The 14,966-nt window shown below is 71.2% G+C and carries 17 protein-coding genes and 1 pseudogene; 8 read left to right on the forward strand and 10 right to left on the reverse strand.

Translation table 11 applies throughout. From position 1 onward, the window contains the following. Positions 1-618 (forward strand): peptidoglycan-binding domain-containing protein (locus AX737_RS37235; RefSeq protein WP_066922456.1); only part of this gene is annotated, 618 nt, incomplete at its 5' end. 70 nt (positions 619-688) lie between these two features. After that, positions 689-1,030, forward strand: a complete 342-nt coding sequence (locus tag AX737_RS37230; protein ID WP_066922452.1) for a DUF1491 family protein — start codon at positions 689-691, stop codon at positions 1,028-1,030. Positions 1,031-1,036: 6 nt separating this feature from the next. Here AX737_RS37230 and flhA read toward each other — a convergent pair whose 3' ends face one another. Further along, positions 1,037-3,175: a flagellar biosynthesis protein FlhA gene (gene flhA, locus AX737_RS37225; RefSeq protein WP_066922450.1), complete on the reverse strand. Its 2,139-nt coding sequence runs from the start codon at positions 3,173-3,175 to the stop codon at positions 1,037-1,039. A gap of 204 nt (positions 3,176-3,379) precedes the next feature. Between flhA and AX737_RS37220 the strand changes: the two genes are divergently transcribed. Beyond that, complete coding sequence (locus AX737_RS37220; RefSeq protein WP_066922448.1) at positions 3,380-3,691, forward strand: hypothetical protein; 312 nt, start codon at positions 3,380-3,382, stop codon at positions 3,689-3,691. A gap of 35 nt (positions 3,692-3,726) precedes the next feature. Then, complete coding sequence (locus AX737_RS37215) at positions 3,727-4,485, forward strand: general stress protein (RefSeq protein ID WP_238229319.1); 759 nt, start codon at positions 3,727-3,729, stop codon at positions 4,483-4,485. Between the two features lie 178 nt (positions 4,486-4,663). On the opposite strand, the gene AX737_RS37210 is transcribed toward AX737_RS37215, so the two are convergent. From AX737_RS37210 to leuC, 8 genes are all read right to left on the reverse strand, one after another. Next, positions 4,664-5,149 (reverse strand): ATP F0F1 synthase subunit B, encoded by a 486-nt coding sequence (locus AX737_RS37210; RefSeq protein WP_197430585.1) that lies wholly within the window; start codon positions 5,147-5,149, stop codon positions 4,664-4,666. Positions 5,150-5,168: 19 nt separating this feature from the next. Then, positions 5,169-5,744 (reverse strand): ATP synthase subunit B, encoded by a 576-nt coding sequence (locus AX737_RS37205; RefSeq protein WP_066922444.1) that lies wholly within the window; start codon positions 5,742-5,744, stop codon positions 5,169-5,171. 192 nt (positions 5,745-5,936) lie between these two features. Then, positions 5,937-6,164, reverse strand: a complete 228-nt coding sequence (locus tag AX737_RS37200) for a F0F1 ATP synthase subunit C (RefSeq protein WP_066922442.1) — start codon at positions 6,162-6,164, stop codon at positions 5,937-5,939. Positions 6,165-6,224: 60 nt separating this feature from the next. Then, entirely contained in the window at positions 6,225-6,980 is a 756-nt protein-coding gene (locus AX737_RS37195; RefSeq protein WP_066922440.1) for a F0F1 ATP synthase subunit A, read from the reverse strand. An 80-nt stretch (positions 6,981-7,060) separates the two neighbouring features. Further along, entirely contained in the window at positions 7,061-7,441 is a 381-nt protein-coding gene (locus tag AX737_RS37190) for an AtpZ/AtpI family protein (protein WP_066922438.1), read from the reverse strand. Positions 7,442-7,632: 191 nt separating this feature from the next. Beyond that, on the reverse strand, positions 7,633-8,277 hold the full coding sequence (locus AX737_RS37185; protein ID WP_066922436.1) for a thioredoxin domain-containing protein: 645 nt from the start codon (positions 8,275-8,277) through the stop codon (positions 7,633-7,635). Positions 8,278-8,415: 138 nt separating this feature from the next. After that, positions 8,416-9,471 (reverse strand): lysylphosphatidylglycerol synthase domain-containing protein, encoded by a 1,056-nt coding sequence (locus tag AX737_RS37180; protein ID WP_066922434.1) that lies wholly within the window; start codon positions 9,469-9,471, stop codon positions 8,416-8,418. A gap of 250 nt (positions 9,472-9,721) precedes the next feature. Further along, a complete protein-coding gene (leuC, locus tag AX737_RS37175; RefSeq protein WP_066922432.1) occupies positions 9,722-11,134 on the reverse strand; it encodes a 3-isopropylmalate dehydratase large subunit in 1,413 nt (470 codons plus the stop codon). A 255-nt stretch (positions 11,135-11,389) separates the two neighbouring features. On the opposite strand from leuC, the gene AX737_RS37170 reads away from it, so the two are divergent. Then, a complete protein-coding gene (locus AX737_RS37170; RefSeq protein WP_066922454.1) occupies positions 11,390-12,382 on the forward strand; it encodes a 2-hydroxyacid dehydrogenase in 993 nt (330 codons plus the stop codon). Next, positions 12,379-13,260: an AprI/Inh family metalloprotease inhibitor gene (locus AX737_RS37165; protein ID WP_066922430.1), complete on the forward strand. Its 882-nt coding sequence runs from the start codon at positions 12,379-12,381 to the stop codon at positions 13,258-13,260. Before AX737_RS37170 ends, AX737_RS37165 begins: the two co-directional genes overlap by 4 nt. Positions 13,261-13,351: 91 nt before the next feature. Here the strand turns inward: AX737_RS37165 and AX737_RS37160 are convergent, their stop codons facing one another. Further along, on the reverse strand, positions 13,352-13,918 hold the full coding sequence (locus tag AX737_RS37160; RefSeq protein ID WP_156453722.1) for a cytochrome b: 567 nt from the start codon (positions 13,916-13,918) through the stop codon (positions 13,352-13,354). Between the two features lie 129 nt (positions 13,919-14,047). Here AX737_RS37160 and AX737_RS37155 point away from each other — a divergent pair, with 129 nt between their 5' ends. Together AX737_RS37155 and AX737_RS37150 are read left to right on the forward strand one after the other, a co-directional pair. Then, the gene (locus AX737_RS37155) at positions 14,048-14,599 is read left to right on the forward strand and encodes a glutathione peroxidase (protein WP_066922427.1); all 552 of its coding nucleotides are present in this window, start codon (positions 14,048-14,050) and stop codon (positions 14,597-14,599) included. 273 nt (positions 14,600-14,872) lie between these two features. After that, a pseudogene (locus AX737_RS37150) lies at positions 14,873-14,966 on the forward strand (30S ribosomal protein S6); the annotation flags it as partial.

Genomic DNA, 14,966 nt, shown 5'->3' on the forward strand with positions numbered 1-14,966 from the left:
GCCCCGAGGCGCCCCGCACCCCGGCGGCGGCAGCCCACGCCGGACTGGCGGGGGCTCGCCCTCTCCGGGCTCGGCGGGACCGTGCGCCTCTGCCGGACCCAGCCCGGCAGCGTTCTGGGCTCGCTGGCGGTACTGGGCGCCGTCGCGGCGGTCTGCGTGAACGCGCTGGGCTCGCAGGCGGGCCGCCACCCGGCCCCGATCCTGCCGAAGCCGGCGGTGGTCGCCTCGGCCAAGGCGCCGCTGCCGAGGGAGGCCGCAAGACCTGCGCCCGAGCGTCCCCCGGAGGTGCAGCGACCGGCCGAGCCCGTCCGGACCGCCGAAGCGAGACCGGAGCCGCGCAGGGAGGCGGCCAAGCCTGAAGCCAAGCCCGACCCGATCGCCGCGCTGATCCGCTCCGAGGAGACCACGGCCTCGGTGAGCCCGAAGGACACCGCCGTGATCCAGGCCCAGCGGGCCCTGAACAAGCTCGGCTACGGCCCGCTCAAGGCCGACGGCCTGATGGGCCCGGGGACCCGGGCGGCGATCGAGAAGTTCGAGCGGGCCGCAAAGCTGCCGGTGAAGGGCGAGCCGGCGGGCCGGACGCTGCGCGAACTGTCCCAGAAGGCCGGACAGGGCTGAGGTCCGGCGCGAGGCACGGCTTGCATCGCCGCGCGGGGGCGCGCATCCCGGCGCGTCCCGAGGGTTCCCGATGCCGCGCCTGCGCTCCGACTTCTTCGTCTCCGCCCATCTGCGCCGCCTCGACGTGGCGAACATCCCGGCCGTGCTGCGCCGCCGCGGCGCCGCGGAGGCCGGTTCGATCTTCGTGAAGGTCGATCGCCTCGACGGCAGCGCCGACCTCTATGGCCCCGCCCCGCAGGCCCTGTTCGACGACGAGAATTCGGGCGACCGCCGCTTCAGCCCGCTCCTCCAGGGCTCGACGCCCCTCGACGTCGAGGAGCGGCTGGCGAAGGAGGCGCGGTTCGACTCGGATCTCTGGATCATCGAGATCGACGACCGGGCGGGACGGCATTTTCTGGATCTGGCCGAGTAGCGGGTCTCAGATCGATCCCACCGTCCTGAGCCGCGCCCGCGGGTGGATCTCGGCCTGGCTCATCACCGGGGTCTCGCGGCGGAAGCGCTCGATGATCGAGCGCACGAAGGGCCGGGACTGCGCCGAGGTGACGAGGACCGGCATCTCGCCGAGCCGGGCCGCCTGCTCGAAGCGGTCGCGCACCGTGTTGACGAACTCGGAGAGCTTCGAGGGCTGCATCGCGAGGTAGCGCTCCTCGCGCTCGCCCACGATCGAGTCGAGGAAGGCCTGCTCCCAGGCCGGCGACAGGGTGATGATCGGCAGCATGCCGTCCGGCCCCTGGTACTGCGCGCAGATCTGGCGACCCAGGCGGGCGCGCACGTGTTCCACGATGTCGCGCGGGTTCTTCACCGCGCCCGCCACCTCGGCGATCCCCTCGATGATCGCCCCGAGATCGCGGATCGAGACCCGCTCGGCGAGCAGGAACTGCAGCACGCGCTGGATGCCGGTCGTGGAGATCTGGGCCGGCACCACCTCCTTCAGGAGCTCGCCGTGTTCCTTCGGTAGCTCGCGCAGAAGCTTCTGCACCTCGACGTGGTTGAGGAGTTCCGAGACGTGCGCCTTGATGATCTCGGTGAGGTGCGTCGAGACCACGGTCGCGGCATCGACCACCGTGTACCCCTTGAGCTGGGCCTGGTCGCGAAGCCCCGCGTCGATCCAGGTGGCGGGCAGGCCGAAGGTCGGTTCCAGCATGTGCTGGCCGGGCAGCTGCACCTGGCCGCCCATCGGATCCATCGCCATGAACTGGCCGGGGAAGATCTTGCCGGTGCCGGCCTCGATCTCCTTCACCCGCACCACGTAGGCGTTGGCCTCGAGCTGGACGTTGTCGAGGATACGCACCGAGGGCATCACGAAGCCGAGTTCCGCCGCGAGTTGGCGGCGCAGCGCCTTGATCTGGTCGGTGAGCCGGTCGCCGGCCTCGCCGTTGACGAGCGCGAGCAGCGCGTAGCCCATCTCCAGCTTCAGGTCGTCGAGCTTGAGCAGGTCGGTGACCGTCTCCTCCTTGGCGGCGGCCGCGGCTGCCGGATCGGCGGGCTTTCCGTCCGCGTCGAGGGGCGGCGCCTCCTTGGCGGTCTTGGCGATGCGCCACGCGGCGTAGCCGGCGCCGCCCGAGAGCAGCAGGAAGGGCAGGATCGGCATGCCGGGCAGGAAGCCGATCAGGATCATGACGCCCGCCGACATGCCGAGCGCCTTCGGGTAGTGCGCGAGCTGCTTGCCGAGCGCCTTGTCGGCCGAGCCCTTCACGCCCGCCTTCGAGACCAGGATGCCGGCCGCCGTCGAGACGATCAGCGCGGGCACCTGAGAGGCGAGGCCGTCGCCGATGGTGAGCAGCGTGTAGCTCTTGGCCGCCGCGCCGAAGGGCATGCCCTGCTGGGCCACACCGATGATGATGCCGCCGATCACGTTGATGAAGGTGATGAGCAGCGCCGCTACCGCGTCGCCGCGCACGAATTTCGAGGCGCCGTCCATCGCACCGAAGAACGAGGATTCCTCCTCCAGCGCCGCGCGCCGGGCCTTGGCCGCCTTCTCGTCGATCAGCCCCGCCGAGAGGTCGGCGTCGATCGCCATCTGCTTGCCGGGCATCGCGTCGAGGGTGAAGCGCGCCGCGACCTCGGCGATGCGGCCCGAGCCCTTCGTGATGACGACGAAGTTCACGATGATCAGGATCGCGAACACGATGATCCCGATGACGAAATTGCCCCCCATCACGAAGTTGCCGAAGGCCTCGATGACGTGGCCGGCCGCCGCCGTGCCCTCGTGGCCGTGGCCGAGGATCAGGCGCGTCGAGGCGAGGTTCAGCGCCAGCCGCAGCATGGTGGCGATGAGGAGCAAGGTCGGGAAGACGGTGAATTCGAGCGGGTTGTCGATGAACAGGCCCGTCATCATGATCAGCACCGACATGATGATCGAGACGGCGAGCAGCAGGTCGAGCAGCACCGCGGGCAGCGGGAAGATCAGCACCGCCAGGATGCCCATCACGGCGGTGGCGAAGAACAGGTCCGAGCGCTTGGACAGCGCCTGGAGGTCCCCGCGATTGGGCATCGTGAAGCCGGAGAGCGCGCCCCCGATCCCGCCCTTGGCCGGCATTGTGGCCGTGTCGCTCATGCCCGGTCTCTCACCCGCCCTCGCGCCCGGAGCCTCCGGCTCCGGACGGACACGGCAAGATTTGCCGGGTGCATGGTTAGCGGGACGTTAATCGGAACCCCGGCGCGCGCCCGGGGCTTGTGACGGAACAGGCCGCCACGGGACAGCGCACGGAATCGAGGCCCGGCGGCGCCACACCGATCGCCCCCACGAGGATCGCCGCCGATGCGCAGCCCGCTCCTGCCCGCAGCCCTTCTGGCCCTCATCGTGACCGGCGCCTCCGCGCAGGAGCCGCAGGCCAGACCGCAGGCGGCCCCCGAGGCGCCGCACGGACAGGGCGCGGTCGGCGAGCCGCTCCAGCCCGGCGCCAACAGCTTCACCGAGGCCCAGGTGCGCGAGCGCTTCGCCAAGATGGGCTTTGCCGAGATCACCGACCTGAAGAAGACCGACCAGGGCATCTGGCAGGGCACCGCCACCCACGCGGGCAAGCAGGTTCGGATCGGCATGGATTACCGCGGCAACGTCGCCGCCCAGTAGCGGCGGCCCGCCCCACACAGACCCGGAGACAGACCATGGCCACACGCGCCGTCACGGCCCTGTTCGACGATTACGAGGCGGCGGCCCGCGCCGTCGACAAGCTGGAGGCGGAGGGCATCCCGCACAGCGACATCAGCATCGTCGCGAGCGATCCCAAGAATCGGATCGGCGGGCGCACGCCCACCGCCCGCCCCGCGGCCGAGGAATCGGACGCGGCGGACGGCGCCGGCACGGGCGCGACGCTCGGCACGGTACTGGGCGGCGGCGCCGGCCTGCTCGCCGGTCTGGGGCTTCTGGCGATACCGGGCGTCGGCCCGGTGGTGGCGGCGGGCTGGCTCGTCGCAACCGTGACGGGAGCCGGCGTCGGCGCGGCGGCCGGCGGCCTGATCGGCGGCCTCACCGGCGCCGGGCTCAGCCAGCACGAGGCCGAGACCTACGCGGAGGGCGTGCGCCGCGGCGGCACCCTGGTCACCGCGCGCGTCGATGACGGGCTGGCCGACCGGGCGCTGGCGATCCTCGACAAGCACGGCTCGATCGACCTCGACGAGCGCGCCCAGGGCTGGCGCGCCGAGGGCTGGACGGGCGGCGGCGCGACGGACGGGACGGCGTCCAGCAGCGCGAGCGGCCTGGGCACGGCGAGCGCCGCGGGCGCGGCGTCCGGGGGCCTCGGTGATCCGAGCGCGCCCGCGACCGCCGGCCTGCCGAAGACGACCGACGTGGCGCGCGAGGAGCCGGGCCGGCAGACGGGTACCGCCCCGGCGCCGGGCCAGACCCACGGCGCGACGACGCGCTGAGGCGTCATGCGGCTTCCGGCCGGTCCCTTCGCGTGTTGCTGTATCCCTCTCCCCGCCGAGCGGAGGGAGGGAGGAGCTACAGCTTGAGGCGCTGAGGCAGCGTGCCCGTATCGGACATCCCGAAACGAGAAAGGGCCGCCCCCCGGGCGACCCTTTCCGATTCGCAGTTTGGCGCGCTTCAGGCCCGCAGGCGGGTCCGGACCTCGCCGAGGCTCGACCGGATCAGGTTCTGGGCGGCGTCGCCCTGCATCCGCTCGCGCAGGATGGTCTCGGAGACCTTCACGGCGGCATCCGCCGCGGCGGCGCGGACCTGGGCCTCGGCCTGAGCCTCGGCCTGGGCGATCTTCGACTCGGCCGCCTTGGTGCGGCGGGCCACGAAGTCGTTCAGGCGCTGATGACCCTCGGCGGCGGCACGCTCGGCCTCCTCGCGGGCGCTCGCGACGATCGCCTCGGCCTCCCGCTCGGCCTCGGTGCGGCGGCGCTTGTAGTCCGCCAGCACGGCGGCGGCCTCTTCGCGCAGGCGCTTGGCCTCGTCGAGTTCGTTGCGCACGCGCTTGGCGCGGCTGTCGAGCCCCTTGGTCATCGCGCCGAAGGCCCCGGCCTTGGCGGCGAGCGCCAGGAAGACCACGAAGGCGACGAGGACCCAGAATTCCGCGGTGAGCAGCATGGTTGTGGGTTCCTACTCAGTGCGCGGTGGCGTTGAGGGCGCGCTCGACGCTGGCCTGGTCGGGGGCCTGGCCGGTGAGGCGCTCGACGATGGCGGTCGCGGTCTCGCCCGCGATGGTGCGGACGTTGCCCATGGCCTGCTCGGTGCGGCCGCGGATGGTGGTCTCGGAGGCGGCCAGACGCTGGTTCAGCTCGGCCTCCAGCGTCTTGCGCTTGGTCTCGGCCTCGGCCGAGAGCGCGTTGCGGGTCTCCTGGGCAATCTCGCGGGCCTTGCCCTGCGCGTCGGCGAGCGACTTCTCGTAGGCCGCGCCCGCGGCATCGGCCTCGGACTTCATGCGCTGGGCCTCGTCGAGGTCGGCCGAGAGCCGGGTGGCGCGATCGTGCAGGATGCCCTGGATGCGCGGCAGCGCGATCTTCGACATCAGGTAGTAGAGCAGGCCGAAGGCCAGCGCGAGCCAGACGATCTGCGCCAGGAAGGTATGGGTCTCGAAGGGCGGGAAGGCGTGCTTCTCGGCCGGGTGCAGGATCTCGCCCTTGCCCGCGTAGGTGTCGGTCCCGGGCGGCGGAGTGGTGAGAGGGTTCGGCTGCGCCATGGTCCCGTCCTGAAAGGAGTGTGAAAACAATCGAGCGCTCGCAGGTCTAGCCCGAGCGCTCGGTGTCTCTCGCGAAGCTCCCGCCGCGTCGCCGTGGCCGGAGTGGGATCCGTCGGGATCGGGAGCTTTGCGGGGAACACCTGAGCCGTGCCCGTCGCCGCGGCGGACCCGCGGCGACGGAGCGATCCCGCCTCAGACGGCGAAGAGGAGGAGCAGCGCGACGAGCAGCGAGAAGATGCCGAGCGCCTCGGTCAGCGCGAAGCCGAGAAGCAGGTTGGTGCGCTGGCTGTCGGCGGCCGAGGGGTTGCGAAGCGCGCCGGCGTAGAACTGGCCGAACAGGTTGCCGAGGCCGATGCCCGCGCCCGCCATGCCGAGGCAGGCGAGACCGGCGCCGATGTACTTCGCAGCGACGGGATCCATGAGTAACTCCTGAGGTTTCGAACGATTTTCGTTGCGCGGAGGGAGGCCGGCCGAGGGTTCTCAGTGGCCGGGGTGAAGGGCGTCGGCGAGGTAGACCGCCGTCAGCGTCGCGAAGACGTAGGCCTGCAGGGCCGCCACTAGGAATTCCAGGGCCGTCAGCGCGATGGTGAGGAAGAGCGGGAGCGGGGAGAGGATGCTCCAGGCGCCGGCGAGCAGGAGCTGCGCGACGAAGAAGGCGAAGATCTTGAGCGCGATGTGGCCCGCCAGGATGTTGGCGAAGAGACGGACCGAGAGGCTGATCGGGCGCGAGATGAACGAGACGATCTCGATCGGCACCATGATCAGCAGGAGGGGCTTGGGCACGCCCGCCGGGATGAACAGGCCGAGGAAGTGGCTGCCGTGCTTCATCACGCCGTAGATCACGACCGTCGAGATCACCAGGAAGGCGAGGCCGAAGGTGATGATCAGGTGGCTGGTCACCGCGAAGGCATAGGGGATCATCCCGAACAGGTTCAGGATGAGCACGAACATGAACAGCGAGAAGACGAGCGGCAGGAAGCGCTGCTCCTTGTCGCCGGTCGCCTGGTGCAGCGTATCGGCGATGAACTCGTAGAAGACCTCGGCCAGCGCCTGCATCCGGCCCGGCACCACCGAGCGGCCGGCAGTGGCCACGATGGTGATGAAGGCGATGACGCCGACGGCGGCGAACATGTAGAGCGCCGACTGGGTGAAGGCGATTTCCTGGTTGCCGATATGGCCCAGCGAGACGAGCGGCTTCAGCTCGAACTGGTGGATCGGGTCGATGCTGGCCGCCATGCTCTTGCTTCTGCTCCCTCGCGCGCTCGGGCGGCCTTGGCGGCCCGCCCCGGGCGGCTAACCCGAATCCGTGTCGACCCTCAAGGGCCTTTGCGATCTTTTGGGCCCCCGGGGCCGTTCGTCCCCGAGAAGCCGGACAGACGCATGATGTTGTAGACGCCCGTCACGAACCCCAGCAGCACAAGGACGATCATCCCCCAGGGTTTCGTCCCGAGGAAATGGTCGCACAGCCAACCGAGGATTCCGCCCGCGATGATGGCGGCGATGAACTCCGTGGAGAGCGTCATCGCCTGCCCGAGGGAGGAGTGCGCGGACGGCCCTGGACGCGGCGAAGGATCGGAAGAGGCCGCGGGCCGCTTGCCGTCGATCTGCGTCTCGAGACGTCTGAGCCTCGCGGAGAGTTCGCTGTCCGTGGGTGCCCGGTCTCCCTGCCCCTCGCCCTTGGTGTCGTTGCCGCTCACGGCGCGACCTCACAGTGTCGAGAGGACCCGGAAACGAGGCTTGCCCCCTTCAAGCGCGGCGCACCATAGTTTCGCCCCTATGGCGTGTCAAGGCACGGACAACATCAACCAAGTCACTGCGAAAGTTGATGTTTTGGCGTTTTCCGGGCCCGCCGGGACAGCTTGGCCCTCGATAAGCGTCGCCGCGGCGCTCAGGCCCCGAGGATCGGCTTGATCACCTTCTCCATCCCGTCGATCGTCATCTCGCCCTTGTAGCGCTCGCCGTTGATGAAGAAGGTCGGGGTGGAATCGACCTTGAAGGTGTCGAGGCCGCGCTGCTTCGTGGCGTTCACGCCGTCGTAGAGCTTCTGGTCCTTCAGGCAGGCCTCGAACTTCTCCTTGCTGATGCCGGCTTGGCGCAGCATCTGCTCCAGGGCGTCCACGGGCTTCTGCTGGAAGGCCCAGGCCTGCTGCTGGTCGAAGAGCAGGTCGGTGATGGGGTAGTACTTCGCGTCGCCGTCGCAGCGCGCCAGCATGAAGGCCGCGGTGGCCAGCGGATCGAGCGGGAACTCGCGCAGGGTGAAGCGCACCTTGCCGGTGTCGATGTAGCGCTCCTTGAGCGCCGGCCAGGTGGTGCGGTGGAAGGCGGCGCAGTGCGAGCAGGTCATCGAGGCGTACTCGATGATCGTGACCTTCGCGTCCTTCGGACCCAGCCAGACGTCGCCGAGCGGGCCGGGCTGCATCAGCGCGGCGGCGTCCACGCCCTGCGCCAGGGCCGGCAGGCCGAGCTTCGGCAGGATGACGGCCGCGCCCACGGCGAGCCCGGTGAGTTTCAAAGCGTCGCGCCGCGTGATCATGTCGTGACTGGCTCCGCTGATGGTCGGACGATCTCCGGGTCTGCGGTAGCGGGGCCGGACGGCGCTTGCAAGGCGACGAATCGACGGCGGTCCAGGCCTCGCCGGGTTACGGGGATGGCCCTGCGGCCGCGGCGATCCTCAGACCGCCTTCTCCTTGAGCTTGTGCTCGATCTCGTGGGCATCGAGGCCCGGGGCGGTCACCGGAGGCTCTGGCACGGCCGGCGTCTCGTTCCTGCCGACCGCGGCCGCGAGGCGCGAACGCTCGAACATCAGCACGATCACGATCGAGGCGAGCAGCGGCAGCCAGAGATAGAACACCCGGAAGACGATCACCGCAGCGATGACGGCGTCCTTCTGGGCGGCGTCGGTGATCTGCATCGCCGTGATGAAGACCAGCTCGAACACCCCGAGACCGCCGGGCGCGTGCGAGGCGAGCGCCAGCGAGAACGAGGCCAGGAAGATCGCCAGAACGGTCAGGAAGTCGACACCCATCGACTCGGGGAGCGCGAAGTAGATGATGCCGGCCGCGCCCAGCAGTTCCAGCGGCGCGGCGATCAGCTGGCGGCCCATGATGCCGGGGCGCGGATATTCCAGCTTGAACGCGCGGATGTGCAGCGGCGGCAGGCGCAGGACAGAGCCGGCGACGTAGAGCGCCACGAAGGCCAGCATGCCGATGCCGACGACGAGCGCGGTCTTCGGGTCGGTGAAGACGGCCGGGAGCTTGCCCTCGAGCCGCGAGAGCAGGTGCGGGTCGAGGACGAGGGTCAGGCCGCCGAGCGACACCGTGCCGAGGAAGAAGGTGAAGGAGCACAGCGCCACCAGCACCGCGACCTGCGCGGCCGAGAGCCCCTTGGCGGTGTAGGCCCGGTAGCGCACCAGCGCGCCCGAGAAGACCGAGGCGCCGATATTGTGCGAGAGCGCGTAGGTGGTGAAGGAGCAGAGCGAGACGAACAGCCACGAGATGTGGCGCACGCCGAGATGCAGCAGCGCGATCCGGTCGTACCAGGCCAGCGCCGCGTAGGCGACGAGGGTCGAGACCAGCGCCAGCAGGATCCGGTGCGGCGGGATCGCCAGGATCGCGCCCCAGATCGCCGAGAGCGAGGTGGACTTCAGTTCCTGGTAGAGGAAGTAGCCGGAGACGACGACGGCCGCGAGGCCGACGAGCGGCCAGATGAACTCGCTGATCTTCTTCATGGCACTCTCGTCCCCGGATCGGCGACCCTGATGCGCCAGGAACCGGCGCGCCGCAAGCGGGACGGGCCGCCCCTGCCGGGCGGGTGATGTCAGGCGATCGTGACCGTTTCGTGTGGGGCCCCCGGGATCGATCTCCGGCGGCGGAGCCGAACGCCGCGCGGGCGGCGGCGCATCCGGCCGGGTGTCGCGCAACGAAAAAGCCCGCCCCGTTCGGCCGGGGCGGGCTTCGGCAACGATCAGGACAGGGCGATCAGCCCTGCGGCCACTCGCGGATGTCGACGAAGCGGCCGGCCACCGCCGCGGCGGCGGCCATCGCCGGGGAGACGAGGTGCGTGCGCCCGCGCGGGCCCTGGCGGCCCTCGAAATTGCGGTTCGAGGTCGAGGCGCAGCGCTCGCCCGGCCGCAGCTTGTCCGGGTTCATGCCGAGGCACATCGAGCAGCCGGGCTCGCGCCAGTCGAAGCCCGCCGCCTTCAGGATCTTGTCGAGCCCTTCCGCCTCGGCCTGCGCCTTCACCAGCCCGGAGCCCGGCACGATCATCGCCGACACGCTCTGGTGCACCTTGCGGTCGCCGACGACCCGCGCGACCTCGCGCAGGTCCTCGATGCGTCCGTTGGTGCAAGAGCCGATGAAGACCCGGTCCAGGGTGATGTCGGTGATCTTGGTGCCCGGCGTCAGGCCCATATAGGCCAGCGCCTTCTCCTTCGACTGCCGCTTGTTCTCGTCGGCGATCCGGGCCGGATCCGGCACGAGGCCCTGGATCGAGATCACATCCTCGGGGCTGGTGCCCCAGCTGACGATCGGGGGGAGGTTCCCCGCATCCAGCCGCACCTCGCGGTCGAAATGGGCGCCCTCGTCGCTGACGAGGCTCTCCCAGTAGCGCCGCGCCGCGTCGAAGGCCGCGCCCTGCGGCGCCTTCGGGCGGCCCTTCACGTACGCGAAGGTGGTCTCGTCGGGCGCGACCATGCCGGCCCGCGCCCCGCCCTCGACCGTCATGTTGCAGATCGTCATCCGGCCCTCCATCGAGAGGGCGCGGATGGCCTCGCCCGCGTACTCGATGACGTGCCCGGTGCCGCCGGCCGTGCCGATCTCGCCGATGATCGCCAGGATGATGTCCTTCGCGGTGACGCCCGGCGGCAGCGCGCCGTCGACCGTGACCCGCATGTTCCGGGCCTTCTTCTGCACCAGCGTCTGGGTGGCGAGCACGTGCTCGACTTCGGACGTGCCGATGCCGTGGGCCAGCGCCCCGAAGGCGCCGTGCGTCGAGGTGTGCGAGTCGCCGCACACGATCGTCTGGCCGGGAAGCGTGAAGCCCTGCTCCGGCCCGATGATGTGGACGATGCCCTGGCGGCGATCCAGCGCGTCGTAGAACTCGATGCCGAAGTCGCGCACGTTCTCGGCCAGCGCCTCGAGCTGCGTGCGGCTCTCCGGATCCTCGATCCCCGCGCGCCGGTCCGAGGTCTGGACGTTGTGGTCCACGACCGCCAGCGTCTTCTCGGGATGGCGCACCCGGCGGCCGGCCACGCGCAGGCCCTCGAACGCCTGGGGGCTCGTCACCTCGTGCACGAGGTGGCGGTCGATGTAGAGGAGGCTGGTGCCGTCCGGCTGAACATCGACGACGTGGTCGTCCCAGATCTTGTCGTAGAGCGTGCGCGGGCTTGCCATGGCTTGGAGTTCGCTGTGGGGACCGACCGGGGCACCCGATGCACCCGGCTTGGAACCTCTCTTAGTAGGGGTCCGAGGCGAGAATCGGAAGAGGCGCCGCGCCGCCGCCGCGGGATGGCTGGCCGGCTTCTGTCGCACGGGTGCCGCGCGCGGGCGGCGACAACCGGCCCGGATGCGGTATGTGGAGGGATAGGCGTGCCCCGCGCGCCAGCCGGAGTCCCAACCGTGAGCGAGCCCGCCCCGCCCGAGATCCTGATGCTCCGGCCGATGCACCCGGTCGTGGCGGAGGCGCTGGGTGCCCGCCTCACCCTGCACCGGGTCGACGGCGCCGCCGACCCGGAGGCGCTGCTGAGAGAGGTCGCGCCCCGCATCCGCGGCCTCGCGGTCGGCGCGCAGACGCCGGTCGACGGCGGCCTGATGGACCGGCTGCCGAAGCTGGAGATCGTCGCCAATTTCGGCGTCGGCTACGACACGGTGGATGCGCGGGCGGCCGCCGCCCGGGGCGTCGTCGTCACCAACACGCCGGACGTGCTCACCGACGAGGTGGCCGACCTGACCCTCGGCCTCCTGCTCGCCACGCTCCGCCGGATCCCCCAGGCGGACCGCTACCTTCGGGCCGGACGCTGGCCGCAGGCGCCCTTCCCGCTCTCGCCGTCCTTGCGCGGGCGCCGGATCGGCATCCTCGGCCTCGGCCGGATCGGGCGCGCCATCGCGCGCCGGCTCGAAGGGTTCGGGGTCGAGATCGCCTATCACGGCCGCTCGCGGCAGGCGGACGTGCCCTACGCCTACCACCCCACCCTCGTCGGCCTCGCCGAGGCCGTGCACGTGCTGATCGTGGTGGCGCCGGGCGGCCCCGGGACCGCGGGGCTCATCGACGCCGCGGTGCTCCGGGGGCTCGGGCCGGAGGGCGTCCTGATCAACGTCGCCCGCGGCAGCCTCGTGGACGAGGCGGCGCTGGCGGCGGCGCTGGCGGACGGCACGATCCAGGCGGCCGGGCTCGACGTGTTCGCGGACGAGCCGCACGTGCCGGCGGACCTCGTGGCGTGCGACAACGCGGTACTGCTGCCGCATGTCGGCTCCGCCTCGCACCACACCCGCGCGGCGATGGGCCGGCTCGTGGCCGACAACCTGCTCTCGTGGTTCGAGGGGCGCGGGCCCCTGACCCCGGTGGCGGAGACGCCCTGGAAGGCCGGCGCCGAGCCATCCGAGGCGCCCGGCCCCGAGACATCCCGGAAGGTCGAGGCGTGAGACAGCTCCCCCTCGCGGCCCTCGCTGCCCTGCTGGGCCTCGGCGCGGCCGCGGCGCAGGAGGCGATCCCCGCCCAGCCGCCGCAGTTCCCGCCCCTGCTGCCTTCCGCGCCACCGGACCTCACGCCCGCCGCGCCGGAGGCACAGCCGACCTCTCCGCCGCCGGCCGATCGCCTGCCGGATCGATTCACCGGCGTCCCCGGTACCTGGGACCTCTCCCGCGACGGGACGAACCGGCGCTGCGTGATGACGCTCGGCCTCGACAACGGGCCGGTGGGGCGCAAGCTCGCCTTCCCGGCGGGCTGCCGGAGGGCGCTGCCGCTCACCGCCACCATGGTCGGCTGGCTCTACACAGAGGGCGGCGTGCGCCTCGTCGACAAGAACGTGCGCCCGCTCCTGATCTTCACCCCCCGGCCCGACCGGGGCAGCTACGGCGCGAAGGCGGAGAGCGGCGAGGTCTACAGCTTCGTGCCCCTCGATATCGCGGCGATGCGTCCGCCCGCGCCCGAAGCGGCCCTGCCCTCTGCAGCGCCGCCATCGGAGGCCGCCTCCAGCGTCGCCGGACAGTCGGCTCCGGCCGCCCTCCCCGCGCCCGCGGCGGGCGCCCCCGAGCCCGGCCTCTACGCGCTCGACCGTTACCGCGACCGCGATGTCTGCCGGCTCGAACTCGCCGGCGGTGGGGCCGTGTCCCTGATGCCGGGCTGCCGCGACAGCGGGATCGAGGTGTTCGGGCCCGCCGGGTGGAGCTTCGCCGCCGGCCGCCTGACGCTGACGGCCCGGCGCGGCCACACGGTCGGCCTGGTGCCGAACGGCGAAGGGGCCTGGCGGCGCGACCCGGAGACCGGCACCACCTTCGTCCTGCGCAGGGTCGAGCCCTGAGACCGTTGCCAAGTCCATCCCGTAGACCAGAGCTCAGCCCCGGGCCCGCGCGAGGTCCCGGACCTTTCGAAGGCCCGACGGGGTCGGCGCCCTACCCGACCTGATCCTGCACCGGCATCATGCGCTCGTGCAGGCCGTCGCGGCGCACGGCGACGTGCCAGACGGTCGCCAGGACGTGCAGGCCGACCAGCAAGTAGACCGCCCACTGCCCGGCGAGGTGGACGGACTGGAAGATCTTCTGCAGCCCCTCGTCCTTCGGCAGGCCCGGCACGGTGAAGAGCCAGAAATACGGGGTCGAGCGGCCCGCCAGCGCGCTGAGCAGGTAGCCGCTCACCGGCATGATCAGGAAGACCGCGTAGAGCAGCCAGTGGTTGATCCGGCCGAGCACGGCGAGCGCGGCGGGCATGCGCGGCTCGGGCGGCGCCGGGTGTAGGATGCGCCAGACGATGCGCACGACCACGAGGGCGAACAGCGTCAGCCCCACCGACTTGTGCAGCACGAACATGTCGCCCTTGGCCGGCGCGTCCCGGGCGAGGCTCGTCGCGATCCAGGCGAGGGGCAGCACCGCGGCGACGAGGAGGGCGGTCAGCCAGTGCAGCGCCTGCGCGACCCCGTTGTAGCGCGGCATGCCCGAGGCGGTGACGTAGGTGGGCGGCATCGTTCGCTCCGGCGCGGCCTGGATTTGATCCAAGTTAGATCCGGACGGGGCGAAGGGAATGGCCGCCATGGACGGGGCGGGCAATCGCGCTACAAACTCCGGCTCGAGGCTCATACGGATGTGGACGCCATGCCCCTGCTGCGCCGCGAGGCCCTCGTCCTGATCGGTGCCGCCCTGGCCCTACCCGCCCGCGCGGCGGAGGGTCGGGCCACGGACTTCGCCTTCGACAAGCCGGAGGGCGGCCCGCTGCCGCTCTCCGCGTTCCAAGGCCGGCCGATCCTCGTCGTCAACACCGCGACCGCCTGCGGCTTCGCCGGGCAGCTCTCCGGGCTCCAGGCCTTGTGGACCCGCTTCCAGGACCGCGGCCTCGCGGTCGTCGGCGTGCCCTCCCCGGATTTCGGAAACCAGGAGCCGCTCGACGGGCCGGCGATCGCGGAAGCCGCGCGCAAGAACCACGGCGTCACCTTCCCGCTCACCGCCAAGACCCGCGTGAAGATGCCGAACGCCCACCCGTTCTACGCCTGGGCGGCCGCCCAGCGCCCGGGCGAGACCCCGCGCTGGAACTTCCACAAATACTTGGTTGCCCGGAACGGCGCCCTGGCCGGCGCCTTCGCCACCCAGGTCGAGCCGAACGACCCGCGTGTGATCTCGGCGATCGCCGCGGAACTGGACAAGGCCTGAGGGCGCTCAGGCCGCGAAGATCGCGCGTCGCCCTTGCCAAAGCCCGAAAAACCCCCTATGCGCCGCCCCTCGCGTTCGCTCCGGCCGGGGGCTGAACGGACGGTGCCGCCTGCCGGCACAGGGCCTTGGCCCGTCGTCCCGTGTCTCCGCCTTCGATCAACCGCTCGGGCCATCATCACGGCTCGAAGGGCTTGGCGCCGGGCAAGCGTGAACGAACCGGCCCGGCGACCCGCGCAGCGCGTCACGGGCCTCATCCACGATGAAAGGCCCGAAATGCCTCTCTACGAGCACGTGCTCCTCGCCCGCCAGGACGTGACGTCCCAGCAGGTCGAGACCATGATCGACACCTACAAGGGTGTGATCGAGC

This window comes from Methylobacterium sp. CCH5-D2, assembly GCF_001556475.1.
Classification (GTDB): Bacteria; Pseudomonadota; Alphaproteobacteria; order Rhizobiales; family Beijerinckiaceae; genus Methylobacterium; species Methylobacterium hispanicum.

Bases quoted from the DNA above. Each gene is read 5' to 3' on its own strand.
- AX737_RS37230 (WP_066922452.1), top strand. From the start codon at position 689: ATGCCGCGCCTGCGCTCCGACTTCTTCGTCTCCGCCCATCTGCGCCGC.
- flhA (WP_066922450.1), bottom strand. From the start codon at position 3,175: ATGAGCGACACGGCCACAATGCCGGCCAAGGGCGGGATCGGGGGCGCG.
- AX737_RS37220 (WP_066922448.1), top strand. From the start codon at position 3,380: ATGCGCAGCCCGCTCCTGCCCGCAGCCCTTCTGGCCCTCATCGTGACC.
- AX737_RS37215 (WP_238229319.1), top strand. From the start codon at position 3,727: ATGGCCACACGCGCCGTCACGGCCCTGTTCGACGATTACGAGGCGGCG.
- AX737_RS37205 (WP_066922444.1), bottom strand. From the start codon at position 5,744: ATGGCGCAGCCGAACCCTCTCACCACTCCGCCGCCCGGGACCGACACC.
- AX737_RS37200 (WP_066922442.1), bottom strand. From the start codon at position 6,164: ATGGATCCCGTCGCTGCGAAGTACATCGGCGCCGGTCTCGCCTGCCTC.
- AX737_RS37195 (WP_066922440.1), bottom strand. From the start codon at position 6,980: ATGGCGGCCAGCATCGACCCGATCCACCAGTTCGAGCTGAAGCCGCTC.
- AX737_RS37185 (WP_066922436.1), bottom strand. From the start codon at position 8,277: ATGATCACGCGGCGCGACGCTTTGAAACTCACCGGGCTCGCCGTGGGC.
- AX737_RS37180 (WP_066922434.1), bottom strand. From the start codon at position 9,471: ATGAAGAAGATCAGCGAGTTCATCTGGCCGCTCGTCGGCCTCGCGGCC.
- leuC (WP_066922432.1), bottom strand. From the start codon at position 11,134: ATGGCAAGCCCGCGCACGCTCTACGACAAGATCTGGGACGACCACGTC.
- AX737_RS37170 (WP_066922454.1), top strand. From the start codon at position 11,390: ATGCTCCGGCCGATGCACCCGGTCGTGGCGGAGGCGCTGGGTGCCCGC.
- AX737_RS37160 (WP_156453722.1), bottom strand. From the start codon at position 13,918: ATGCCGCCCACCTACGTCACCGCCTCGGGCATGCCGCGCTACAACGGG.
- AX737_RS37155 (WP_066922427.1), top strand. From the start codon at position 14,048: ATGCCCCTGCTGCGCCGCGAGGCCCTCGTCCTGATCGGTGCCGCCCTG.